General features: G+C 34.7%; 24 protein-coding genes. 12 read left to right on the top strand and 12 right to left on the bottom strand.

The annotated features are described in order from the left end of the window. Nucleotides 1–197 precede the first annotated feature (197 nt). Genes H7350_RS11860 through H7350_RS11850 form a run of 3 tightly spaced genes read left to right on the top strand, consistent with a single transcriptional unit; the run spans nt 198 to nt 2,396 of the window. A complete protein-coding gene (locus H7350_RS11860; protein ID WP_204346141.1) occupies nt 198–1,586 on the top strand; it encodes an MATE family efflux transporter in 1,389 nt (462 codons plus the stop codon). 10 nt (nt 1,587–1,596) lie between these two features. Next, the gene (locus H7350_RS11855; protein ID WP_204346140.1) at nt 1,597–1,824 is read left to right on the top strand and encodes a hypothetical protein; all 228 of its coding nucleotides are present in this window, start codon (nt 1,597–1,599) and stop codon (nt 1,822–1,824) included. Between the two features lie 2 nt (nt 1,825–1,826). Continuing rightward, nucleotides 1,827–2,396 carry a phosphatase PAP2 family protein gene (locus tag H7350_RS11850; protein ID WP_204346139.1) on the top strand — a complete coding sequence of 190 codons (570 nt, stop codon included), beginning with the start codon at nt 1,827–1,829 and terminating at the stop codon, nt 2,394–2,396. A gap of 9 nt (nt 2,397–2,405) precedes the next feature. Here H7350_RS11850 and H7350_RS11845 read toward each other — a convergent pair whose 3' ends face one another. Both H7350_RS11845 and H7350_RS11840 read right to left on the bottom strand, forming a co-directional pair. After that, the gene (locus H7350_RS11845; RefSeq protein WP_204346138.1) at nt 2,406–3,029 is read right to left on the bottom strand and encodes a lipid-A-disaccharide synthase N-terminal domain-containing protein; all 624 of its coding nucleotides are present in this window, start codon (nt 3,027–3,029) and stop codon (nt 2,406–2,408) included. Next, nucleotides 3,026–3,742, bottom strand: coding sequence for a glycosyltransferase family 2 protein (locus H7350_RS11840; RefSeq protein ID WP_204346137.1), 717 nt, complete (start codon nt 3,740–3,742; stop codon nt 3,026–3,028). Before H7350_RS11840 ends, H7350_RS11845 begins: the two co-directional genes overlap by 4 nt. A 99-nt stretch (nt 3,743–3,841) precedes the next feature. On the opposite strand from H7350_RS11840, the gene H7350_RS11835 reads away from it, so the two are divergent. Beyond that, nucleotides 3,842–4,783, top strand: coding sequence for an NAD-dependent epimerase/dehydratase family protein (locus tag H7350_RS11835; RefSeq protein WP_204346136.1), 942 nt, complete (start codon nt 3,842–3,844; stop codon nt 4,781–4,783). On the opposite strand, the gene meaB is transcribed toward H7350_RS11835, so the two are convergent. Together meaB and H7350_RS11825 are read right to left on the bottom strand one after the other, a co-directional pair. Next, nucleotides 4,778–5,860 (bottom strand): methylmalonyl Co-A mutase-associated GTPase MeaB, encoded by a 1,083-nt coding sequence (gene meaB, locus H7350_RS11830; protein ID WP_204346135.1) that lies wholly within the window; start codon nt 5,858–5,860, stop codon nt 4,778–4,780. The two genes, H7350_RS11835 and meaB, sit on opposite strands and share 6 nt — an antisense overlap. Before the next feature lie 7 nt (nt 5,861–5,867). After that, nucleotides 5,868–6,440: a DUF2911 domain-containing protein gene (locus H7350_RS11825; protein WP_204346134.1), complete on the bottom strand. Its 573-nt coding sequence runs from the start codon at nt 6,438–6,440 to the stop codon at nt 5,868–5,870. Between the two features lie 204 nt (nt 6,441–6,644). Between H7350_RS11825 and H7350_RS11820 the strand changes: the two genes are divergently transcribed. Genes H7350_RS11820 through H7350_RS11800 form a run of 5 tightly spaced genes read left to right on the top strand, consistent with a single transcriptional unit; the run spans nt 6,645 to nt 11,667 of the window. Next, the gene (locus H7350_RS11820) at nt 6,645–7,202 is read left to right on the top strand and encodes an RNA polymerase sigma factor (protein WP_204346133.1); all 558 of its coding nucleotides are present in this window, start codon (nt 6,645–6,647) and stop codon (nt 7,200–7,202) included. Continuing rightward, a complete protein-coding gene (locus tag H7350_RS11815) occupies nt 7,186–7,773 on the top strand; it encodes a hypothetical protein (RefSeq protein WP_204346132.1) in 588 nt (195 codons plus the stop codon). The genes H7350_RS11820 and H7350_RS11815 overlap by 17 nt, the downstream gene beginning before the upstream one ends. A gap of 55 nt (nt 7,774–7,828) precedes the next feature. Continuing rightward, nucleotides 7,829–9,391, top strand: coding sequence for a hypothetical protein (locus H7350_RS11810; RefSeq protein WP_204346131.1), 1,563 nt, complete (start codon nt 7,829–7,831; stop codon nt 9,389–9,391). A gap of 46 nt (nt 9,392–9,437) precedes the next feature. Further along, nucleotides 9,438–10,937, top strand: a complete 1,500-nt coding sequence (locus tag H7350_RS11805) for a serine hydrolase domain-containing protein (RefSeq protein WP_204346130.1) — start codon at nt 9,438–9,440, stop codon at nt 10,935–10,937. Between the two features lie 49 nt (nt 10,938–10,986). Continuing rightward, nucleotides 10,987–11,667 carry a peptidoglycan DD-metalloendopeptidase family protein gene (locus H7350_RS11800; protein ID WP_204346129.1) on the top strand — a complete coding sequence of 227 codons (681 nt, stop codon included), beginning with the start codon at nt 10,987–10,989 and terminating at the stop codon, nt 11,665–11,667. A gap of 6 nt (nt 11,668–11,673) precedes the next feature. On the opposite strand, the gene H7350_RS11795 is transcribed toward H7350_RS11800, so the two are convergent. The 8 genes from H7350_RS11795 to H7350_RS11760 all read right to left on the bottom strand — a co-directional run bounded on the left by H7350_RS11795 (nt 11,674) and on the right by H7350_RS11760 (nt 21,130). Beyond that, entirely contained in the window at nt 11,674–12,351 is a 678-nt protein-coding gene (locus H7350_RS11795; protein ID WP_204346128.1) for an inorganic diphosphatase, read from the bottom strand. Nucleotides 12,352–12,487: 136 nt separating this feature from the next. Next, the gene (gene secA / locus H7350_RS11790; protein ID WP_204346127.1) at nt 12,488–15,844 is read right to left on the bottom strand and encodes a preprotein translocase subunit SecA; all 3,357 of its coding nucleotides are present in this window, start codon (nt 15,842–15,844) and stop codon (nt 12,488–12,490) included. A 286-nt stretch (nt 15,845–16,130) separates the two neighbouring features. Continuing rightward, nucleotides 16,131–16,352: a DUF2795 domain-containing protein gene (locus H7350_RS11785; RefSeq protein WP_010177336.1), complete on the bottom strand. Its 222-nt coding sequence runs from the start codon at nt 16,350–16,352 to the stop codon at nt 16,131–16,133. 151 nt (nt 16,353–16,503) lie between these two features. Continuing rightward, nucleotides 16,504–17,079, bottom strand: a complete 576-nt coding sequence (locus H7350_RS11780) for a cob(I)yrinic acid a,c-diamide adenosyltransferase (RefSeq protein WP_204346126.1) — start codon at nt 17,077–17,079, stop codon at nt 16,504–16,506. A gap of 257 nt (nt 17,080–17,336) precedes the next feature. After that, entirely contained in the window at nt 17,337–17,735 is a 399-nt protein-coding gene (locus tag H7350_RS11775) for a hypothetical protein (protein WP_204346125.1), read from the bottom strand. Between the two features lie 2 nt (nt 17,736–17,737). Beyond that, complete coding sequence (locus tag H7350_RS11770; protein WP_204346124.1) at nt 17,738–18,421, bottom strand: ABC transporter ATP-binding protein; 684 nt, start codon at nt 18,419–18,421, stop codon at nt 17,738–17,740. 67 nt (nt 18,422–18,488) lie between these two features. Further along, nucleotides 18,489–19,259: an O-methyltransferase gene (locus tag H7350_RS11765; protein WP_235989340.1), complete on the bottom strand. Its 771-nt coding sequence runs from the start codon at nt 19,257–19,259 to the stop codon at nt 18,489–18,491. 2 nt (nt 19,260–19,261) lie between these two features. Further along, a complete protein-coding gene (locus tag H7350_RS11760) occupies nt 19,262–21,130 on the bottom strand; it encodes an ABC-F family ATP-binding cassette domain-containing protein (protein WP_204346123.1) in 1,869 nt (622 codons plus the stop codon). Between the two features lie 103 nt (nt 21,131–21,233). Here H7350_RS11760 and H7350_RS11755 point away from each other — a divergent pair, with 103 nt between their 5' ends. The 3 genes from H7350_RS11755 to H7350_RS11745 are packed head-to-tail and all read left to right on the top strand — an operon-like array spanning nt 21,234 to nt 25,095. Next, entirely contained in the window at nt 21,234–22,025 is a 792-nt protein-coding gene (locus tag H7350_RS11755; RefSeq protein WP_204346122.1) for a polysaccharide biosynthesis/export family protein, read from the top strand. Between the two features lie 3 nt (nt 22,026–22,028). Next, a complete protein-coding gene (locus H7350_RS11750; RefSeq protein ID WP_204346121.1) occupies nt 22,029–24,506 on the top strand; it encodes an exopolysaccharide transport family protein in 2,478 nt (825 codons plus the stop codon). 1 nt (nt 24,507) lies between these two features. Next, the gene (locus H7350_RS11745) at nt 24,508–25,095 is read left to right on the top strand and encodes a sugar transferase (RefSeq protein WP_338105775.1); all 588 of its coding nucleotides are present in this window, start codon (nt 24,508–24,510) and stop codon (nt 25,093–25,095) included.

Genomic DNA, 25,095 nt, shown 5'->3' with positions numbered 1-25,095 from the left:
CTACAATAAGATATTTGTTAGGGTAAAAATAATGGTTTTGAATCTGTATTAATGGGATTAATATTTCAACTTATTAACAAATTAAGTTTATAACTTTTTAGAAATCAAACATTTGAATTTTTTTTAAGCAAAACTAGTATGGGCTGCAGTTTAGCCAAATCAAATGCCTTAACTTTGGCCTTTAAAAACACATTTTTTTGATTTTATCACAGTACACTAAAGAGTTTAATTATAATTTTAAATTAGCTGCACCAGTTATTTTAGGGATGCTCGGACATACTTTTGTGAGCTTTGTAGACAATATTATGGTTGGTCAATTGGGTACTGCCGAACTCGCTGCAGTGTCTCTCGGTAATAGCTTTATGTTTATTGCTATGTCTGTAGGTATAGGGTTTTCTACAGCAATTACACCATTGGTCGCTGAAGCTGATGCTGCTGATAATTTTTTAGAAGGAAAATCAGCCTTCAAACATGGCTTATTTCTTTGTACTGTATTAGGAATCGCATTATTTCTAACAGTATTTTTTGCCAAGCCGCTTTTGTACTTTATGAAGCAGCCAGTTGAGGTTGTCGAATTGGCTTTACCATATTTAAATTTGGTAGCATTTTCATTAATACCATTAATTGTCTTTCAGGCATTTAAACAGTTTAGTGATGGTTTGTCGATGACAAGATATCCTATGTATGCTACCATTCTAGCTAATATTGTGAATGTTGTTTTAAACTATGTTTTGATTTTTGGAAAGTTTGGTTTTCCTGAAATGGGAATTGTAGGAGCTGCATATGGGACATTAATTTCAAGATTTATAATGGTTGCTCATCTATGGTGGTTACTCACGAAAAAAGAAAAATCAAAGGCGTTTGTCACCAATATCAAAATATTTATTCTTGATAAATTGATGCTTAGAAAACTCATTAATCTCGGTCTACCGAGTGCTATGCAAATGTTTTTTGAAGTAGCTATTTTTACTGCTGCAATCTGGTTAAGTGGCCTTTTGGGTAAAAACCCTCAGGCAGCTAACCAAATCGCCTTAAATTTATCATCAATGACCTTTATGGTTGCTATGGGTTTAAGTGTTGCTTCTATGATTAGAGTTGGAAATCAAAAGGGATTACACCAATATTTTGAACTTAGGAGAATAGCATTTTCAATATTTTTACTCGCCATTTTACTCGCTGTTTGTTTTGGAGCGTTCTTTTTTATATTTCATGATGATTTACCAAAATTATACGTCGATTTTGATGATAGCAAAAACTTAATCGATAATACCGAAGTGGTAGCTATCGCAGCTAAGTTGATGATTGCTGCAGCAATATTTCAAATTAGCGATAGTATTCAGGTTGTGGTTTTAGGGGCATTACGCGGACTTCAAGATGTGAAAATCCCAACTATAATTACATTTATTTCATATTGGGTAGTAGGATTTCCTATTAGTTTTTTCTTTGGAAAAGAGGACGCTTATGGTAGTTTTGGTATCTGGCTAGGTTTACTGGCTGGCTTAACTACTGCAGCAGTATTATTATTTATAAGATTTAATTATCTTACGAAAAAGTTAATTTTGTCAAACACAAACAACAACATTTAGATTTCAACATATGGAATTACCAAAATTCATCTTAGGAGACAATACAGATCAACCCAATGCCATTTATGTAATTCATACCGAATTTCCTAGATTTATTATTAACCTCGAAGATGATGACGTAGAATGGTTTGAAGAGTTTGATGATCATGACCAGAGAGAAATTGAAGCTGAGGCCGAAAACCTTATCCAGGCCGCTACCGATTTCTACGATAGAGAAATTTCTAGATACGACGAATAAAAATGGAAGAATTAATAGCATACGATCAAGAATTATTTATATATCTAAACGGTTTAGGAAATACCTATTGGGATGCCTTCTGGCTAATTTACACCGCAAAAATACATTGGATTCCATTTTACGCACTCTTAGGCTACTTGATGTACCGACGACTTAATTCTAAAATGTTTGTCCTTACTTTAGTCGTGATTGCTTTGATGATCACCTTTACAGATCAGGTAACTAATTTATTTAAGCATGGTTTTGAGCGCTTACGACCGTGTCATGAAGATGGTGTTGCAGAAGTTATGCGTTTAGTTAGAGAAAGATGTGGTGGACGATATGGCTATTTTTCTGGACATTCTAGTAATTCGATGGCTCTAGCCATATTTGTGGGCTTAATGATGAGACATACCTATAAGTACATTCTGCCTTTGCTTATTATCTGGTCTATTTTAATGGGATATAGTAGAATCTATGTCGGCGCACATTATCCGTTGGATGTTTTAAGCGGACTCCTATTTGGAGGTTTATCAGGATTCTTATTCTATAAACTAGATAAATACCTGCAATCTCGATTTCAGTTAAAATAACGCCTACTATTATACTTTACCAAGCTTCGCTATATAAATGTTTCTGGTATAAATGAGGATACCAAAACTATGACCTACAATGAGTACCCAATCGCTGCGTATTACAGCGTAAATTAAAATTAAAACAGATCCAATGAGGCTGAGTATCCAAAAGCCAAATGGCAAAGATGATATTTGTTTAGCTTCGGAAATTAGCCATTGATAGATAAATCTAAATACAAATATAATTTGAGCTATACTTCCTAATATTAATACCCATAAGGGTATATTTTTATTATAGAAAAGCGAATCGATATGTATAGAATTATTGATAATACAATAAAAGAGAATACATCCTGGGAAGCTTATTGATAGCCATCGTATCACCATCGGAAATTTAACCCATTGCTTTTGAAGTTGTAGGTTTCTAATATAGATAAAGTAGGTGAGTGTTTGACCGAGCATTATAGCAAAATCAGTTCTTAATGCGCCATAAATAAACAATAGGGCAGATGCTATTAAGCTAAGAATCCAAAAAAGTATAGGTGTTACTACGCGTTGCTGTTGTTCTGAAATGAGCCATTGTATAACTAATCTGGAAGAAAATATCAATTGCGCCAAAAAGCCAATACCATATATCAGCCAACTGCTCATTTACTTGTTTTAGAAATACTATAATTAATGTACTTTTTTTTCATCCATAAAAACACAAAGCAATCAACCAAAGGCCCGATAGAACGATTCCAAAACCCAAACTTTGCTTGTCCAGCAACTCTGGGATAATGCCTGACGTGAACCTGTTTTACAGTACCTTGTTGTAAAAGAATCATAGCAGGTAAAAACCGATGTAACCCTCTAAACATTGGGATGCGTTTTGCAGCTTCTGTTTTGATAATTTTTAAAGGGCATCCTGTGTCGTCTACTCCATCTTTCGTAAATAACCTGCGAACCGAGTTGGCAAGCTTAGATGATAATTTTTTCAGGAAACTATCTTTTCTGTCTGAGCGTACACCAGTAACTAAATCATAAGTTTCGACATGTTCTAATAGTAAATTAAAATCTTCTGGATTTGTTTGTAAATCGGCATCAATATATCCAACTAACGATGTGCTCACATGGTCAAATCCTGCTTTTAATGCAGTGCTCAAGCCTTTGTTTTCTGAAAAGGTAATGAATTCAAATTCCTCGCAAGAGCTACACATTGCTTCTATAAGCGTCTGACTACCATCATTAGAGCCATCATTGATAAAAAGAACCTTAGTCGAAACAGCTGCTTTTTTCAGATAGCTTATAAGTGCTTTTTCTAAACGTTCAAGATTATCTTTTTCATTGTATATAGGCACAATAATGGTGAAACTATAATCCATTTATAAAGTGTTAGTTCTACAAAAATATTCTTTTTAATCTGCATGTGGTTGATTTGGTTTGACATAAAAATTGTTAATTTGTGACATCAAATTAAATTCATGAAGATACTCGTCACAGGAGCAGTTGGTTTTATTGGTTCTCATACTGCTGAACGTTTGCAAGATCTTGGTCACAACGTGATTGGCTTAGATAACTTTAGTGATTATTATAGTTTAGAGCTTAAACATCTTAATGCTAAAGCGCTTACCGAAAAAGGCGTGACTATTGTAAATAAAGATTTGCGTGACGATGATTTAGCTGAAAGTTTGCCAAATGATATCGATTATATTTTTCATTTTGCAGCTCAACCCGGAATTTCTCAAACCTCTACTTTTGAAGATTATTTTAGTAATAATATTATTGCGACAAAGCATTTAGTTGATTATGCCGAAAGGTCTGAAAATTTGAAATTATTTGTCAATATTGGTACCTCGTCTATTTATGGTTTGGAAGCGACATTTTCTGAAGACTTCCCGCCTCAACCAGCTTCGCATTATGGTGTTACTAAATTAGCTGCCGAACAGTTAGTACTCCAAAAAAGCAGAGAGAAGAAAATGCCTGCGTGTTCATTGCGTCTGTATTCGGTGATTGGGCCACGTGAACGTCCGGAAAAAATGTATGCTAAGTTAATCGCCTTAGGTTTAAAAGGTGAAACGTTTCCTTTGTTTGAAGGAAGTGATAAACATTTGAGAAGCTTTACTTATGTGGATGATATTGTAGATGGTGTGGTGAGTGTTATTGGCAATGAAACAAAAATTGAAGGAGAAATTATAAATCTTGGTACTGAGGTAGAGCATACCACAAAAGAGGGTATTCAGGCTGTTGAACAGGTCTTAAGCATGCCTATAAAACTTAATGTGATACCAAAACGTCCTGGCGATCAATCTCGTACCAAAGCCAATATTGATAAAGCCCGACGATTACTAAACTATAACCCGCAAACAACATTGGTAGAAGCTGTGAGACAGCAAGTCGAATGGTATAAAGCTAATTTTCTATAGACTGTTTAATTTTAGTAAATATTCAGCAGCTACAAAAGGGGTTGTCTTTCCGTTTTCAATAAGTTCTAATTGTGTGTGAAGCGCTTCTTTTATATTTTTTTGATTGTAAAAATCAGACTTCAGGCGTTCTTCTATAGTTTGGAGCAACCAGAATTTGTTTTGCTCAGTTCGATTCTGCTCAAAATAATTATTGTCTTTAACGTGTTTGATGTACTTAGATATTAGTACCCATAAGTCGTCAATGCCTTGCCGTTCTAAAGCACTGCACAAGGAAACTTTGGGTTGCCAGTTTGATGCTTTTTGCGGATATAAATGCAACGCTCTGTTAAATTCAACTTTAGCTAGTTTAGCAGCTTTTAGGTTGTCACCATCGGCTTTGTTAATCGCTATAGCATCAGCCATCTCGATAATACCACGTTTGATCCCTTGTAATTCGTCACCTGCGCCTGCAATTTTCAATAGTAAAAAGAAATCAACCATACTGTGAACTGCAGTCTCACTTTGTCCAACACCTACTGTTTCGATAATAACTGTGTCATAACCAGCAGCTTCGCATAAAATAATAGTTTCACGGGTTTTTCGGGCTACACCACCAAGAGAAGTGCCAGAAGGCGAAGGTCTGATATAGGCATTATTGGTTTTTACCAAATCTTCCATTCGGGTTTTGTCGCCCAAAATACTTCCTTTGCTTAGGCTACTACTTGGGTCAACTGCAAGTACAGCTACTTTTTTTTCAATGGAAGTTAGATAGAGCCCAAAGGCTTCAATAAAGGTGCTTTTTCCAACACCAGGAACACCAGTTATTCCGATACGAACAGATGCGTTAGCATAAGGCAAACACTGTTTGATGATGGCATTGGCTTTTTCTACATGTTTTGGATTTGAACTTTCAACAAGGGTTATCGCTCTACTAAGGGCTGTAATGTTTCCGTTTAAAATTTCAGAAACCAAGTCTTCTACTGTAGGTTGTATTTTACGCTTTCGCTTAATCGATTTAATAGATGCAGCGTTGGTGATATCAGATTGCGATACACCATCTTGCTCATGTAATGCAGATGATTTAGATGATTTAGACACCTTACCTTTAGTTTTGGTCTTTTATTACTTTTAAAGGTACTGCAATTTTTGTATTATCCCAAGCCATGGTGAGTTGGAGGTTGTCGGTAGAATTATCGAAAGCAATGGTAAATTGCTCTACAGTAGTGTCAAGTTTTTCAACAGGAACATCAATTTCAAGACGATCATAATTAGGATCCCACATCACCTGCATCTCTTCGTCAACTCCCCAGGCATATTGCTTGGTGTTAAACATGACGTTCCAGCTAGAATCTCTTGGTACTGTCCATAAGGTGTACTTTCCTTTAGGTAAATAAATACCTTGAATCATTAAGTCTTTATTACTTTCAAAGGTAGTTGCTTCATTAGCTCCAGTTCTCCAAACTTTATCATAAGGTACCAAAGCTCCAAAAATTTCACGATTCTTTTTTGAAGGTCTGTTGTAAAAAACTTCTAACTTGAGATCGTTGAGTTTAAATTCGACAGTGTCTTTAGGGCTCAAACGTTTAGAAAAAATATCTTCAACAAAATGAGAATATGCAACCAGTCCCACAGCAACGAGGGATAAAGCAATAAGTAGGCGTTTTAAAAACGTGTTCATAGTAAAGTACTAATTTTGTATGTAAAGATAATTGAAATTGAAATGTTAAGTAAAGACTTAACGCTATTTTGTATAAAAATCTTATTAAATTAATAAAAAATTATAAAATTTTGCAACACTCCTTTTTTTGTGTCGTCTTTATAGTGAACCAATACCAAATAAATGTAATTAATTTACTTGGTATGTAACCAAACCAAAAGAGATTTGAATACACTTCAAATTGACATCATTGAACAATGCAAGCAGAATAATCGAACTGCGCAATTAAAATTATACAATCAGTATTGTGATGGTATGTATGCAGTTGCTATGCGGTTTGTTAAGGATTCTTTGGAAGCTGAAGATATCGTCCAGGAAGCCTTTATCAAAGCGTTTGCAAAACTCAATCAGTATAAAGCTGAAGTTACTTTTGGAGCTTGGTTAAAACGTATCGTGATTAATAAAAGCATAGACTGCTTAAAATCCAAGAAACAGCATTTGCAGGAATTGGAAGAGGTGCACCTGAAAGTCGTAGATGTCAATTATGAAAACGAATGGTTAGTAGATGATACAATAACTTTAGACACAATTAAAGATGCTATCCAAAAACTACCAGATAAATACCGTTACGTTGTGATGTTGTATTTAATGGAAGGCTATGATCATCAGGAAATTTCAGAGATTTTACATATTTCTGAAATAGCATCCCGAACACAGCTCTCTAGAGGAAAATCAAAATTAAAAGAACTCTTAATACCAATGCGAAATGGCACAAGATCTTAGAACATTATTTGAAAACGAAAACAAGGTATCTAAAGAAAAAATGCCTCAAGGTCATGAAGCACGCTTTCTTGATAAATTAGATGAGGCCTTGCCAGTAAACACATCAGTCAAAAAACGGTTCAGTATGTTGCAAATTGCAGCAAGTATAGTTGTTCTTATTGGATTGGGTTATGGAGCTAGTCAGTTTTTATACGAGCCTAAGCTCGATGATGATGGTGTAGAAATAGTCAATACTAATGATAATAAAGACAAGCAATTAAAATCCCTGGGAGATATTTCTCCAGATTTTAAAAAGGTTGAAGATTATTACTTAGCGAATATTAATTTAGAATTGTCTAAAGTAAAGCAAACACCCGAAAACAAAGAGTTGTTTGACGGCTATGTTGTGCGACTTGCAGAGTTAAATCAAGAATACAAGCGTCTTTCGGTAGAGCTAACCGAAGGCGGTCCAAATGAATTAACTGTAAGCGCATTAATTGACAACCTTAAATTACGTCTCAACCTATTGTATCGCTTAAAAGAACAATTAAATGATTTAAATGCTTCTGAAGAAGTAAAATTACAAGGATAACATATAAACTGGAACCCTTAATACTAAGGTCATGTTTCAGAAAAAAATAAAAACCATGAAAAACATATATCAAATATTCTTTCTGTTATTTGTCTGTTGCATATTAAATGTTTCAGCACAGGAAAAGTTAGAAAAAATATCGAAGCGTATTGATGTTACCAAAGATGTGTCTATTGATTTGAACACGAGTTATGTGCAAATTGAAATCGATACTTGGAACAAAAATACAGTTGAAGTTGAAGCCTATATTGAAGGTGAAAAATTATCAAAAGAAGACCTTCAAAAGGCTTTAAATGACTGGAACCTTAAAGTTGAAGGTTCAGGTAGTAATGTCAAGATTTCATCTCAAGGCGGTTTACACGGCTCTTGGTCAGATTTAGGAGATATTAATATCAATCTCGAATCTTTAAAAGCCTTAGAAGTTTTGGGTGATTTACATTTGGCTGAATTGCCAGAGCTTCCTGAAATACCAGAGTTACCAGAGCTTCCAGAAATGCCAGAAATGCCAGAAATCCCTGAAATGCCAGAACTCCCTGAGTTGCCAGAATTGCCAAATGGGATTACTAGTGTAAGTTTTGATTCTGAAGCGTATAAAAAAGATGGTGAAAAGTACCTCGAGTCTTGGAGTAAAGATTATCCTGCTAAAGATCGTGAACGTATGAAAGCCTGGGCACGAGAAATGGGAACGATAGATTTTACTTCTTATGAACGAAAAATGTCAAATTGGGGCGAACGCTTTGGAGAAAAGTTTGGAGAGAAATTCGGGAAAGACTACGAAGCTAAAATGGAAGAATGGGGTGAAAAATTTTCTAAGCAATTTGATGAAGAATGGGCAAGTAAAATGGAAGCTTGGGGAGAAAAGTATGGTAAGGAGATGGAAAAGCGTAGTAAAGAATTAGAAAAGCACATGGCTAAAAGAGAGAAAGAAATGGAAAAACGTCATGAACGTTTAGCAGAACGAATGGAAGAACGCCATAAAGCAAATGAAAAACGCCACGAGTCTAGAGCTTTACGTTTAGAAAAGCGAGAGCATGATGTTAGAAGAACCATTAAAATTAAGATGCCAAAAGGTGCAAAATTGAATTTGAATGTCAGACATGGCGAACTTAAAATGGCTTCTGTTATTCAAAATTTAAAAGCAGATATATCACACGCTACACTTGTAGCAAATCACATTGATGGAAGCGAGACTTCCATCAATGTGTCTTATTCTCCAGTCAATATAACGACCTGGAGTAATGGTGAACTTAATTTAAAGTATGTTGAAGATGCTCATCTCAGTACTGTTAATCGTTTACGGTTAAATAGTAATTCTTCCGATATGTTTATCACTACTTTAATAGGCAATGCAATTATCGATGGCAGTTTTGGAGATTTGTCTATTGCGAACATTAGCGATGCATTTTCGAGTCTTAATATAATTTTAGAAAACAGCGAAGCCGTCATAAAGCTGCCTAGTACTACTACAGATTACAGTATGTATTTTAAGGGAAATCGTTCGCGTTTAAATAATGAAATGACAACACAACAAACCATTAACAATTATCCAAACTCTAATGCATCAGGCAAATCAATTGTCATCAATGCAAAGTTTAGCGATGTGGTTCTTAAAGACTAAATAAAACCTTACTTTTATGATATAGAAATACATTAATCTTCATCTTATGACTTTTTTAAAGCAATTGGTATTAGTATGTCTCGTTTCGGCATGCTTTTTTTCATGTAAAACGGATACTGAAACATCAATCAATCAAACTGCCAGTTTCAATATATTTATTGATGCTATGAAGGCCGAAGGTCTGTCTACCGGAAATATTCTCGTGTATGAAAACGGTGAAGTTGTTTTCAAAAGCTCTAACGGATTGCGCTCTATTTCTCCTGTAGATTCCTTAGATATAAACTCCCAATTTCGATTAGCTTCTGTAAGTAAACAATTTACAGGAATGGCAATTATGAAATTAAAAGAAGCTGGTCAACTCGATTATGATCAAAAGGTGAATACCATTTTAACCGATTTTCCTTATGACCATATTACCATACGCCAATTATTGCATCATACTTCCGGACTTACCGATTACGAACGGGTGATTGCAAACAATTTTGTAAAAGAAGATACAACCAAACAATATATTCTGGGTAATGACGAAATTTTAGACGTGTTTTATCATGTTAATCCTGAGTTAGATTTTCAACCAGGAGACAAATGGGAATATAGTAACACTGGTTATTTAGTGTTGGCCTCAATAGTAGAAAAGATTTCTGGTCAACATTTTAGAACGTTTTTAAAAGAACAGATTACAGACCCGATTGGGATGTACAATACAGTATTGTATCAGTATCAAATAGCTGCAGATGAAAAGATGCCTCATCGTGTTTTTGGTTATGGTCTGGCTCTTAATCAAAAAGACTTCATACTCAATGATTATAATATTGTTAATGATGTAAGAGGTGATGGAGGTATCTATTCTACTTTAGAGGATTTATACAAATGGAATATGGCTCTGGCCAATCAAACCATCATTTCAAAAGCCTATTTAGATGAAGCCTGGACTTCAGGTAAAACCAATGATGGTGAGAATACAGGCTACGGATTTGGGTGGTTTCTAGATTATAATCCTGGTGAACCCAAAGTCATAAGTCATTCTGGTGGCTGGGTAGGTTTTGCTACTTTTTTACACAATGAAGTCGATGCCAAAAACGGATTTGTTATTCTAACAAATGACTCTGGAGAAAATTTTGGGACCATTTATGATAATGTTAAACGAATAACAGCAGGTGAAAACTATCAAGCGCCAAGAAAAAGTGTTTACAAAGAAATGGCAAAACGAATATATGATAACGATGTTAAGGATGCGATTCGTTTTTATCACGAGGTAAAAACAGATACCATTGCTTATGATGTTAGCGAAGGGGACAACAATAGGTTGGGCTATTTGTTATTAAATGAAAATAAAGTTGATGACGCCTTAGCGGTCTTTAAATTAAATACTGTGGAGTTTCCAAAATCGGCAAATGTTTATGATAGTTATGCTGATGCGCTTTTAATTCAAGGGGATTCTATAAACGCACTCAAAAACTTTGAAAAATGCTATGAGATGGACAATACTTTAATGTATGCTAAAGAAAAAGCAGACGCCTTAGAGAAAGCACTTTCTAAATCTTAAATTTATTTTTTACTTCGGAAATTTTAGTTTTTAAGCCTAAGTTTGCTGTATGAATAATACTTTAGAAACACGTTTGTTAGCGCTGCCCAGAACTTCAGTTTTGCATCCTGAATTCTCGAAAAGCGACTATATTCCAATAGATCTATCAGTAAGTAATAAAGCATTAGAAACTATAGACACATCTTCTTCTGTGGCTCTAGGTCATTATATCGATCATTATGTAAAATCCCATCAAAAAAAAGTAGCATTTGGTGGTTATATCGAAACTCGTAATATCTACAATAGAAGCACATACTTCAAAAACGCTAACACAGAAAACGAGCGAAATATTCATTTGGGTCTCGACCTTTGGGTTGCAGCAGAAACACCAGTGTTTTCTCCTTTAGATGCAGAGGTACATAGCTTTAATAACAATATTAATTTTGGAGATTACGGACCAACTATTATCCTAAAACATCGTATTGATACTATCGAATTCTACACGCTTTATGGTCATTTGAGTTTGGCTTCTATAGCAGATTTAAAAATAGGACAGCACTTTCAGCAAGGTCAGCAAATAGGCACTTTAGGCGAGGCAACTGTCAATGGCGATTATGCACCACATTTGCACTTTCAGGTTATTAAAGATATGCAAGATTATCATGGCGATTATCCTGGAGTATGTTCAAAACAGGATTTGGAATTTTATAAAGAGAACTGCCCTGATCCTAATATAATTTTAAAATTATAATTGCTTCTATTTTGAAAGTACACTTTGCTGATAAGACTGTATCGCTTGCATCAAGATATCAGTTGCTGCTTGCTTATTACCAAAGCCCATAGATTCAATGTTCTCAGGACCTTTGTAGTTTGTAAACCATGTTTCTATTATTTCAGAAATCCCCTTGAAATCATTGTTCAATTCATCAATGCTATCTACATTGTAGAGCGGAGAGTCGTTAGAAACAGCTATTAACTTATCATCTTGTTCGCCTCTGTCTTTAAGGTATAATACACCTATAATTTTACATTTTTGTATCAGACCTCTGTCAATTGGAGGTCCAAGAACGAGAATGTCTAAAGGGTCGCCATCACCACCATTTTCTTTAGAAAGTAAGGTCATTGGAATCATTCCGTAATTACCTGGATACCCTAAATAGTTTACAATTCTAGGTGCATTATCAACCATTTCCCATTGTAATTGACCAGTTGATTTGTCTAATTCCCATTTATCTGTTGTGCCAGCAGGAATTTCAATCACAGCATTTACATCTCCGTTTTCTGAAAGCGGTTTAATATCGGTTAGTAGATTGATCGTGTCAGCACTTTGGTTTTGAGCATTTGTAGTTGACGTTTTATCAGATTTCCCCGAATCACATCTCATGAGACTTGCTAATAATAAAAGACAACATATAAATGTGAGACCTTTAGTCATAGTTTTAGAATAGTGTAAGTTGACATTAAACGAAAATAACAGTTTTAGTTGAAAAGCCAATGATATGCTCAGATGTAGTTAAAGAAAAAGCCTGACAATTAAAATCATCAGGCTTAAATACATTGTTAGGTCTTATTTATTCTTCAACAAGTACCCATTCACCTTTAGCGATTAATGGTTCAGCTTGTTTATACTTTACCGTTTTGTTTTCTCCGCTCATCACGTGTTTAATTGTCACACGATCATTACGACCAATTTTAGGTTTGTCACGTACAATGGTTTCAACAACTTCTGGCTGTCGCTGGGTGTTTCCACCAGCAGCTCTGCTTTGCGCTGCACGTTCATCCATATTAGGAATTTCGTCCTTTTGTGTTTGTAACTTTTCTTGCTTACGCGCTTTAGCTTCTTGAATTGTATTCTGCGTTTCTGTAGGTAATTCCCCTTTAAATAAGAATGAAATAACATCTTTATTAACCTGATCAATCATTTCTTTGAATAACTCAAAAGCTTCAAACTTGTAAATCAATAACGGATCTTTTTGTTCGTGAACTGCTAATTGTACCGATTGTTTAAGCTCATCCATTTTACGTAAATGCGTTTTCCAGGCATCATCAACAATCGCTAATGTAATGTTCTTTTCAAAGTCGTTAATTAACTGTGTCCCTTTTGTTTCGTAAGCTTTTTCTAAATCGGTAACAACCTGTAAATTCTTCACGCCATCAGTAAATGGTACAACAATACGTTTGTATTTGTCACGCTGATTTAGATAAACATTTTCAATCACAGGGAATGCTAATTCAGCATTACGCTTCATTTTCTCTCTGTAATGTTCAAAAGCGGCTTTATATACTTTTCCAGCAATATCCTGAACAGAGCCTTTGCTAAATTCAGCTTCGGAAATAGGAGAACTCATAGAGAAATATCTAATCAGTTCAAATTCGAAGTTTTTAAAATCTTCAGCATCTTTATTCGTGGTTGTAATACCTTCCGAAGTATCATAAATCATGTTTGCTAAGTCAACACGTAGACGTTCACCTTGAAGGGCATGACGACGACGTTTGTAAACCACTTCACGTTGTGCATTCATCACATCATCATATTCTAATAAACGCTTACGAACACCAAATTGATTTTCTTCAACTTTTTTCTGAGCACGCTCAATTGATTTTGAAATCATAGAATGCTGAATCACTTCGCCTTCTTTTAATCCCATTTTATCCATCATTTTGGCAATACGCTCACTACCAAACAGACGCATTAAATTATCTTCTAGCGATACATAAAATTGTGAACTTCCTGGATCTCCCTGACGTCCTGCACGACCACGTAATTGTCTGTCGACACGACGCGAATCATGACGCTCTGTACCAACAATGGCTAATCCTCCAGCTTCTTTTACAGCTTCAGTTAACTTAATATCGGTACCACGACCTGCCATATTGGTAGCAATAGTTACTTGTCCGGGTTGTCCAGCTTCGGCAACAATATCAGCTTCTTTTTTATGGAGTTTTGCGTTTAATACATTATGAGGCACTTTTCTAATCGATAGCATTTTACCTAAGAGCTCTGAAATCTCAACGTTAGTCGTACCAATTAGTACAGGTCGTCCTGCTTGTGATAATTTGGTCACTTCATCAATAACAGCATTGTATTTTTCACGCTTTGTCTTATATACTAAATCCTCTCGATCATCACGTGCAATTGGTCTGTTGGTCGGAATTTCAACCACATCCAGTTTATAGATTTCCCAGAATTCTCCAGCTTCAGTAACAGCTGTACCTGTCATACCAGATAATTTGCGATACATTCTAAAGTAATTCTGAAGGGTTACAGTAGCAAAAGTTTGAGTGGCATCTTCAATTTTTACATTTTCTTTTGCCTCAATCGCCTGGTGTAAACCATCGCTATATCGACGACCATCCATAATACGACCCGTTTGCTCATCGACAATCATTACTTTATTATCCATGACAACATATTGGATGTCTTTTTCAAATAAAGCATAAGCTTTTAACAATTGGTTGAGTGTATGAATACGTTCAGATTTGACACCAAAATCTCTGAATAATTCTTCTTTTTCGGCAGCTTCTTCTTCTTTAGATAAACCCTTAGCCTCAATTTTTGAAATTTCCATTCCAATTTCAGGCATCACAAAAAAGTCAGGATTGTCTTTACCAGATAAGTGTTCTACACCTTTATCGGTTAACTCTACCTGATTATTTTTTTCTTCGATAACATAGTAGAGTTCTGCATCCACTTTTGGCATTTCTCTGTTGTTATCCTGCATATAAAAGTTTTCAGTTTTCTGAAGCAATTGCTTGATACCTTCTTCACTTAAAAATTTTATCAATGCTTTGTTCTTCGGAATACCTCTGTAAGCTCTTAATAAAAGGAAACCTCCTTCTTTAGTATCACCTTCAGCAATTAACTTTTTGGCTTCTGCTAAAACACCAACGAGTTCTTTTCTTTGGATATTAGCAAGGTCTTCGACCTTAGGCTTTAACTCTGTAAATTCGTGGCGATCCCCTTGAGGAATAGGTCCGGAAATAATTAAAGGCGTACGTGCATCATCGACCAATACCGAATCGACCTCATCTACAATGGCGTAGTGATGCGGACGCTGTACCAAGTCATCAGGCGAATGCGCCATGTTATCTCTTAGGTAATCAAAACCAAATTCGTTATTCGTTCCGTAAGTAATATCTGCTCTGTAGGCTTTTCGGCGTGCTTCAGAATTTGGTGTGTGATAATCAATACAATCCACACTCAAACCATGAAATTCGAAAATAGGTGCCATCCACGCGCTATCACGTTTAGCAAGATAATCGTTAACCGTTACCAGATGAACCCCTTTTCCTGCTAATGCATTTAAATATACAGGAAGTGTGGCTACTAAGGTTTTACCTTCACCCGTTTGCATCTCAGCAATTTTACCTTGATGCATGGCTGCACCACCAATAAGTTGAACATCGTAATGAATCATATCCCAGGTGATTGGTTTTCCTGCGGCATCCCATGAATTTGCCCAAACGGCTTTATCATCTTGAAGCGTTACATAGTCTTTTTCTCCAGAAATTAAACGGTCAAACTCATTAGCTTGAACAGGTATTTCAGTGTTATGTACAAAACGTTTAGCCGTTTCTTTAACCACAGCAAAGGCTTCTGGCATGATGTCGTTTAATACAGTTTCGGTAACATTGTAAATATCGTCTTTGATTTTATCGATTTCTAAGTAGATATCTTCTCTTTTGTCGATATCATCAGTAGCTTCTGCGTCTAATAATAATTGATCGATATTTTTTTGGAGTGGTTGCCTCGCTTCGGCAATTTTTGCTTTGAATTCGGCTGTTTTAGCTCTTAATTCGTCATGTGATAATTGTTCTAAGGCGCTTTCAAAAGATTTAACTTTTTCAACAATAGGTGTTAATGCCTTGACATCTTGTTTAGATTTGTCTCCGACAAATACTTTAAGTACTGAATTTAAAAAACTCATTAGTGTTTATTTTATTTAATGAAATTATCTTCAAACATTTGAATCCGTCATTCTGAACTTGTTTCAGAATCTCATAATTAAGGTAACCCTTTTATAGAGAACCTGAAAAACATTCAGGCTGACCGCAATTATATGCTTTTAGATAAGGTCGTATCTTCAAAATTGTTAGACTTCAAAGATATGATTTGTGTTAGTTATACTGAAAATTTCAGGCACAAAAAAAGCCTCTGTATGAGACTTTTTAACTTTTATTTTACGTTTAATGTAACTTGAACTTCAAATTACTTTAATATTCGTCCTCGTTCCACAGATAATCTTCATCAGTTGGATAATCTGACCAGATTTCTTCGATGGAATCGTAAGAGTCACCTTCGTCTTCTATCGCTTGTAGATTTTCAACAACCTCTAAAGGGGCTCCTGTTCTAATAGCGTAGTCAATTAATTCGTCTTTTGTTGCTGGCCAAGGCGCATCACTTAAATACGATGCTAATTCTAATGTCCAATACATTTCTTATGGTATTTATTTTTTTGCAAAAATAAAATTATAGTTCATAAAGTCAAGAAAAAAATGAATTAATTAAATAATAATTTAAAGAACGTATACTTTTTACTGATTTTAAGCCTAGTAGAACTGATAACTTATTCTGCAAAGTGGTACTCTAGGATTCTTTTTTAGGAATCCATTTTACTTCTTCGGCTTGTAAGTCATAAGACAACTTTCGTGCCAATACAAAGAGGTAGTCAGAAAGTCGGTTTAAGTACGTTAAACTTTCGGGTTGAAAAGGCTCTAAATCATTTAAAGCACTTGCTAAACGTTCACTTCTTCTGCATACACAGCGTGCAATGTGACAGAATGACACCGTTTGATGTCCGCCTGGTAATACAAAGTGTGTCATTGGTGGTAATGCCTCGTTCATAGCGTCCATTTCCTGTTCTAATTGGACAATATCATCTTCAGAAATTTTCGGAATGTTAAGACGTTCTTTTCCGTTTTTAAGTGTAGCTTTCTCTGGATCTGTAGCTAAAATGGCACCAACAGTGAATAGTTTGTCTTGGATATTGATCAATACATGTTTATAATGAGGGTCAATATCTTGATCTCTAATCAATCCTAAATGCGAATTGAGTTCATCTACAGTACCATAGCTGTCAATACGAATATGATGTTTAGGAACACGTGTACCACCAAACAAAGCAGTAGTGCCTTTATCTCCTGTTTTTGTATATATTTTCATATATGCAAGTTAATCGATAGCTATGTAATCTGAAAAGGTTTATAGAAATTTAATTACCTGCGAAAGCCACCTTTATCAAACATAGAGCGTTTCCGACTATTGTCTCTTTTACGCTGATTCCTTTTGAAAAGTAGCCGTAGAACCATGTATAGTGATGCAAGTATTGCAATAATATAGACCATGATTATTCCTTTGAGCTTTTAGTATTGTAGGTCATTTTTACGGTTGACGCATTCAGTTTGGCAATGCAAATTAAATCAATAATTGATGTAAGCATGATACAAAGCGGTGAATCTTTTATTTATGACAGCAAACTCTTTTGTCCAGCCATTAGTATCTGATATAATTTTAAATCTCCCTGATGCCGAAAATTCATCATTTAAAAACTCCATCCTCATTGGGTTGTTGTCTATAATGCCAGCTTTATATTTGGCTATTTCTTCATCGAAAGCTTCAAAATTTTCAAAATCTGTATTAGAAAAATCGGAAGTTGAGCTGACATGATATAAAATGTCATCTAATATCTTAAAAAGCTCATTCTCTATTTGAGTAAGGTTTAAGTCTTTGTAAAATGATTGCTGAAGTTGTCTTTTATTTTGAAGAATAACAAATATAAAACCAATAGCTAATGCAGTTAAAAGCCAACCAATACCCATTGTTAATTTCTTGTATCACTCTCAATTATGCCATCACGAAGTCTAATAACACGTTTGGCGTGTGCTGCAATATCTTCCTCGTGTGTAACCATAATTACGGTGTTACCTGCTTTATGAATTTCGTCAAAGAGGTTCATGATTTCATATCCGGTTTTTGAATCCAGATTCCCAGTAGGTTCATCAGCTAAAATTATAGATGGTTTATTAACTAAAGCCCGACCAACTGCCACACGCTGTCTTTGTCCGCCAGAGAGCTGATTAGGTTTGTGGTCCATACGGTCGGCAAGACCTACATCGGTAAGAACTTCTTCAGCACGCTTGTTACGATCGGCTTTTGATATTCCTGCATACACCATGGGTAACGCAACATTGTCTAATGCTGTAGTTCTAGGTAAAAGGTTGAAAGTTTGGAATACGAAACCAATTTCAGTATTTCTAATATCTGCTAATTCATCATCGGTCATTTGACTTACATCATTACCATTTAGAACATAGCTTCCTGAAGTTGGAGTGTCTAAACACCCTAATAAATTCATAAGTGTTGATTTTCCAGAACCTGAAGGTCCCATAATCGCTACATAGTCGCCAAGTTCGATGTCTAAATCGATGCCTTTTAATACATGAACAGTTTCTTGACCGAGTTGGAAATCACGAATGATATCTCTAATTTCAATGACGTTACTCATTATAGAATTGGTTTTTATTGGATGCGTATTGCAATATACTTAATATGACGCTATTTACGGATTGATGTTACAATCTAATGGTGAAATTTTCTTTGGCCTGCTCTTTTCTGAAAAATATAAATCCCCAAAAAAAAGTGTCAATACTCACTGTAACTTTAGGATGTGCCTTAATAGTTTCCCAGGCTTCAAGCATTGGTTTTGACCAATGTATGTCATCAAAAATAAATACGCTGTCGTTGTGTGCTGACACGACTAGAGTGTTGAAGTAGTCTAGTGTAGCGTCTTTATTGTGGTTGCCATCAAAGAAGATAAGGTCGTAATTGGGTGTGTTTAACTTCGGAAGAACGGCTTCAAATGAACCGGTTTTTATTTTCACATTGCTAATGTTGAATTCTTTAAGTTGTTGTTGTGCAATGTCTGAAATATTAGAACAACCCTCAATTGATGTAATCGTGTTTTCTGAATGTCCTAATGCCATAGCATGAGTAGCAATACCTAGAGATGTACCTAATTCGAGTGTCTGGTTAGGCTTAAAATACTTGACAATTCTGAATAATAGCTCAGCTCTTTTTACAGATGTTCCAGATGTTTTGGCAATGGCATTAATGGCTCTAATATTCGATTTAAAAACTCTGGAGCCTGAGCCAAAATCGGTAACTTCGATTCGATTTGTAGTATTATATAATGCTTTTCTGTAGTTTTTAAGTTGTAAGTAGTTTGCATACTTATGCTTATCATAAAAGCATTTGGTAACTAAATCGTAAACAAAAGGAGAGTGTACACCATGCTGGTTGGTGGATTTTAATACAAATCGAATGTACTCAATAATTTGAAACATGATTAGGATTCAAATTTTTCAGATAGTTCAAACCAACGCATTTCTTTTTCTTCAATATCATCAATTATACCTTGTAACTGAAGTGATAGTTCGTTGATTTTTTCCTGAGATAAAGTAGTATCATTAAACTTTTCCTCTAAAGCCTTTTTGTCTAATTCTAAGGCACGTATTTTACTTTCCAGGTTCTTGTATTCTTTCTGTTCGTTGTAAGATAACTTTTCAGCTTTATAGTCTTTCGCTTTTTCTTCTGAAACTTTAGAAGTGTCTTCAGCAACTTTAGGTTCGGTTGGTGTTGATGCCTCGTAAGTACGATAATCTGAGTAATTACCAGGGAAATCTTGAACTTCACCTTCGCCTTTAAATACAAACAAATGATCTACAATCTTGTCCATAAAATAACGGTCGTGTGATACAACGAGCAGGCAACCAGGGAAATCGAGTAAAAACTCTTCAAGGATGTTTAGTGTGACAATATCAAGGTCGTTGGTTGGTTCATCAAGAATAAGAAAATTAGGGTTCTGAATTAAAACCGTACATAAATACAATCGTTTTTGCTCACCACCACTAAGCTTTTCTACATAGTCGTGTTGCTTTTTTCCGTCGAAAAGAAAACGTTCTAAAAGTTGTTTGGCACTAATTTGTCGTCCTTTAGTTAAAGGAATGAATTCTCCAAATTCTTTAATCACCTCAATAACTTTTTGTTGAGGTTTAATGGTAATGCCACCTTGTGTGTAGTACCCAAATTTTACAGTGTCACCTATAACAATTTTACCCGAATCGGGTTTTAAATTGTCGGTTAACATGTTTAGGAAAGTCGATTTTCCTGTTCCGTTTTTTCCAATAATACCAATGCGTTCTCCCTTTTTAAATACATATTCAAAACCATCGAGAATCACTTTGTCTTTAAAGGATTTTGAAACCTTATGGAACTCTACAATTTTGCTGCCTAGGCGTTCCATATTAATTTCTAACTCTACTTTGTGGTCATTTCTACGCTGGTGTGCTCTTTTTTTAATGTCTGAGAAATCATCAATACGCGATTTTGATTTGGTCGTTCTTGCTTTTGGCTGACGACGCATCCATTCTAATTCTTTTTTAAAGAGTTGTTTGGCTTTGCCTGTTTCAACTTGCTCCTGAGCAATACGCGCTTCTTTATTTTCTAAATAGTAGCTGTAATTGCCTTTGTAGGTATATAACTTTCCGTGATCTAATTCTATAATTTCGTTGCACACACGTTCTAAAAAGTAGCGATCGTGAGTGACCATAAAAAGTGTGAATTGTGCTTTGGCAAAATAGTGTTCTAACCATTCAATCATTTCTAAGTCGAGATGATTGGTTGGTTCGTCAAGTACTAATAAATCTGGATTACTGATTAAAGCCTGAGCTAATGCCAAGCGTTTAATTTGTCCGCCAGACATGGTACTGATTTTTTGATTGAGATTGTCGAGCTTTAATTGTGACAAAATTTGTTTGAACTGCAACTCAAATTCCCAGGCATTATGAATATCCATTTGTTCAAAAGCTTTTTGGTAAGCTTCTGTGTTTTCAGGATGTCGTAAGGCCTTTTCGTAATTTTCAATAATCTTTAATTGTGGAGAATCTGAATTGAAAATGGTATCGTTAATAGTTAAGTTTTGATCAAATTGAGGTGATTGTGATAAAAAAGAAATGCGTAAACCATTTCGCATAACAATTTGTCCAGAATCAGGAGTGTCTGCTCCAGAAAGGATATTAAGTATAGAGGTTTTACCACTTCCGTTTTTAGCGACAAAGGCTATTTTATCATCTTTATGGATACTAAATGAGAGGTCAGAAAAGAGTTCTAACTCACCATAAGATTTTGATATATTTTCGACTGTTAAATAGTTCAAACTAATTTTTTTACAAAGAAAGTGATATTACTCAAAAAAACGATGAATAGTTTTGATATTAATGGTGATAGGCTATATTTGTGAAGCAACAAGCAATTTAACAATGAATAGACTATTATTGCTTACGGGATTGGTATTGTGTATGCTATCAACATCCTGTATTCCACATAAAGATATAGTATATCTACAAAATAAAACTACGGCTACTGATTCTACACAAGTCATGTTAGAACAACAAAAACCTTATCGCATTCAAATTAATGACATTTTGAATATTCGGGTGAAGGCATTAGATCAAGAAACAGTAACTATTCTCAATCCGGCTGGAGAAGAAAATTTAAATGCCGATAGTGCTGAACGTGCTTATTTTGATGGGTTTACAGTAGATGTTCACGGAAATATTAGAATTCCAACCCTAGGAAAGATTAACGTATTGGGATATACAACAGAAGAAATTGAACAGATTATTGAAAAGAAACTGTTAGACGAACAGTTTAAAGAAACAGCCAATATTTTTGTAACTGTAAAACTGGCTGGATTGACTTACACAGCTAGTGGCGAAGTTGGTTCTCCGGGATCGCAAATCATATTTAAAGACCGTGTTAATATATTTGAAGCCATTGCAAATGCTGGTGAAATTCCCATTACAGGAAATAAACGAGAGGTTCAAATTATTAGACAATATCCGCAAGGGCAGCAAATTCATATGATTGATTTAACCGATAAGGATGTTTTAAATTCTTCATATTATTACATCCAACCCAATGATATTATTTATGTAAAACCTGTAAAGCAAAAAACCTGGGGACTAGGAACTACTGGTCGGGAGAGTTTACAAACGATTTTGTCTTTACTAGGAATTATAACAACAACAATCTTATTAATAAATAGGTGATAGATGGCTTATAATGAAGATTATGATATAGATAATGTAGAGTCTGGTAGAGTCAGTTTTGATTTTAAAGGCTACCTTTTTAAATCATTAAACCTATGGAAATTTGTAATGCTTTGTATCGGTTCAGCATTACTCATAGCGTATTTTATAAATGTTAGAAAGCAAAATGTCTACAAGTTAGACTCTTTGATATCTGTTGAGAATGATCAGAATCCTTTTTTTACAGCAAATACAAGTATTTCCTTTAATTGGGGAGGTGTTTCAGGAAAAGTAAGTAAAATTATTACGGCTATTAAAACGCGTAGTCATAATGAGAAAGTTGTAGACTCCTTACAGTTTTATATGGAGTATCTGGTAGAAGGAAAGTACCGAAAAGAAGATATCTATAAGCGAGCGCCTTTTGAGTTTATTATCGATAAAACAAAGCCTCAAGTATTAAATAATCCAGTTGGTATCAGGTTTTTAGGTAACAACGAATTTGAAGTATTTACCAATTATGAAGGGGCTAGCGTAAGAGCACAACGTTATAGCGATAAATCGACTTTTAGAGTTACTGTTCCGACAGGTGAATTTTCTAAAACATTTGCAAGTGGGCAAACCATAGATTTACCATTTTTAAATGGTAAAATAGTTATTAAACCATCTTTAAGAATCAAATCTGGGTCAGAATATTTTATTGGTTTTAAAAACTTCGATGGTGTGGTAGATCGATATAAAACCAGAATCATTATTGGTCCTTTTGCTGATGCATCTTCTGTGTTACGATTGCAATTAGCAGGTAATAATAAAGCTAAAATTGTCGATTATCTAAATGCAACTTCGGCTATTTTAAGTCGTTCGGAGTTGGAAAGAAAAAATCTGTATGCCACTAATACGATTAAATTTATCGATAGTAGTCTTGCTGCTGTGAATTTAAAACTTCAGGACGTAACAGATGAGATGAATGATTTTAGAAAAAAGAATAAAGTTTTTGATGTTTCCGATGAAATTGCACAAATATCGAGTCAGTTGCGAGAGTACGATTTGAGCAAAGAAAGTGAACAGTCTAAGCTTAATTACCTAAACAATCTCGAAAATTATTTAAATACTAAAACAGACTATACTAACATTGCAGCTCCTACTACTGTTGGAATTCAGGAAAATAACATTTTAAATAGTGTCTCAAAAATAATTGCATTAGCTGCTGAACGTCAAAATTTAGAATACACCACAAAGGAAGGTTCTGTATTGTTTAAAGATCTGGATAGTAAGATTGATTCTGAGAAGAATGTCCTTTTAGAAACTATCGATGCTACCAAAAAAACGATTGGTGTTCAACTGTCTACAGTTAATAGAAGTATAGCCAATTTGGAAGCAAAGCTAAGTGACTTACCTGAAGATCAACAGCAATTTTTAAAGATTCAGCGAAAGCTTGATATCAGTCAGGAAGCTTATGATATTTATATGGCTAAACGAAGTGAAGCTGCCATTGTTAAAGCTGCGAATATTTCTGATATTACTGTTATTGATGAAGCTAAGGATATTGGAGGCGGACTTATTGGCCCTAATAAATCGCTCAACTATATGATGGCATTGATGATGGGCTTTTTTATTCCAATGTTTTTGATTTTTATATTATTCCTATTAGATAATACCATTCACGGTTCTGATGAAATAGAACAACTGTCTAAAATTCCAATTTTAGGTTTGATTGGTAAATACAATTACAAAAACAATTTAATTGTATTTGAAAAGCCTAAATCAGCAGTGGCAGAATCTTTTAGATCTATTCGTTCCAGCCTCCAGTTTTTATACAAAAAGCAAGGAAAGGTTGAAGGGAAAACTCTAATGATTACCTCTTCTGTAAGTGGAGAAGGAAAAACGTTCTGTTCTATCAATATGGCTACGGTTTATGCTTTGTCAGGTAAAAAAACCATTTTATTAGGATTGGATTTACGTAAGCCAAAAATATTTGGAGATTTTAATATCAATAACGATAAAGGTATTGTTAATTACCTTATTGGAGAAAGTGAGTTTGAGGAAGTAAAATACACAACTCATATCGAAAATCTAGATGTGATTCCTTCTGGACCTGTACCTCCAAATCCTTCCGAATTATTAATGAGTAGTCAAATGAGTGTTATGATTAGTCAGTTGCGACAAGATTATGACATGATCGTTTTAGATACACCACCTTTAGGGTTAGTAACCGATGCGCTCGAATTAACACAATATGCCGATGCGACCATATTTATGGTTCGATTAGATTATACAAAAAAGGGAATGTTAGCTCTTATTAACGCTAAGTATAGAACAGGAGAAGTTAAAAACATCAGTTTTGTACTTAATTTCTACAAGCATAAAACGAATCATAATTATGGCTATGGTTATGGCTACGGTTATGGTTATGGCTATGGTTACGGTGTTTATGGTAATGCTTATCATGAAAGGGATAATGATACATTTTTAAAGCGCATAAAACGTTTTTTAAGACGCATATAAAGTGATTAACAGGAAACAACTTTTTATAAAACGGCTTTTTGATTTACTATTAGCCGTCCTATTGTTTCCTTTTTTTATAGTTCCGTTAATAGTGCTGATTTTGATAGCTACGATTGATTCTAAACAATTTGGAATATTTTCACAACTACGAGTCGGTCAGCATGGTAAACTTTTCAAAATATATAAATTGAGAACACTAAGGGAAGAATACCATGAACTAGGAAATCTTAATAAAAGTGCCACAACCATAGGTAAGTTTTTTAGAACGACTAAAATAGATGAATTACCTCAACTGTTTAATGTCTTGATAGGTGATATGAGTTTTGTTGGTCCGCGTCCAGATGTGCCAGGTTTTGCTGATAAATTAGAAGGGGATGACAGAATTATATTAAAAGTCAAACCAGGAATTACCGGACCTGCAACTTTAAAATATAAAGAAGAAGAAAGCATCTTATCCCAACAAAGTGATCCCGAAACTTACAATAGAACGATTATTTGGGTAGATAAAGTGGAAATGAACAAAAAATACGTTCAGAATTGGAGTTTTTATTTAGATTTGAACACTATTATGAAATCTATACTTAACTGA

The sequence above is a fragment of the Psychroserpens algicola genome, assembly GCF_014526325.1.
Taxonomy (GTDB): Bacteria; Bacteroidota; Bacteroidia; order Flavobacteriales; family Flavobacteriaceae; genus Psychroserpens; species Psychroserpens algicola.
This window is presented reverse-complemented; position numbering and strand designations above follow the sequence as displayed.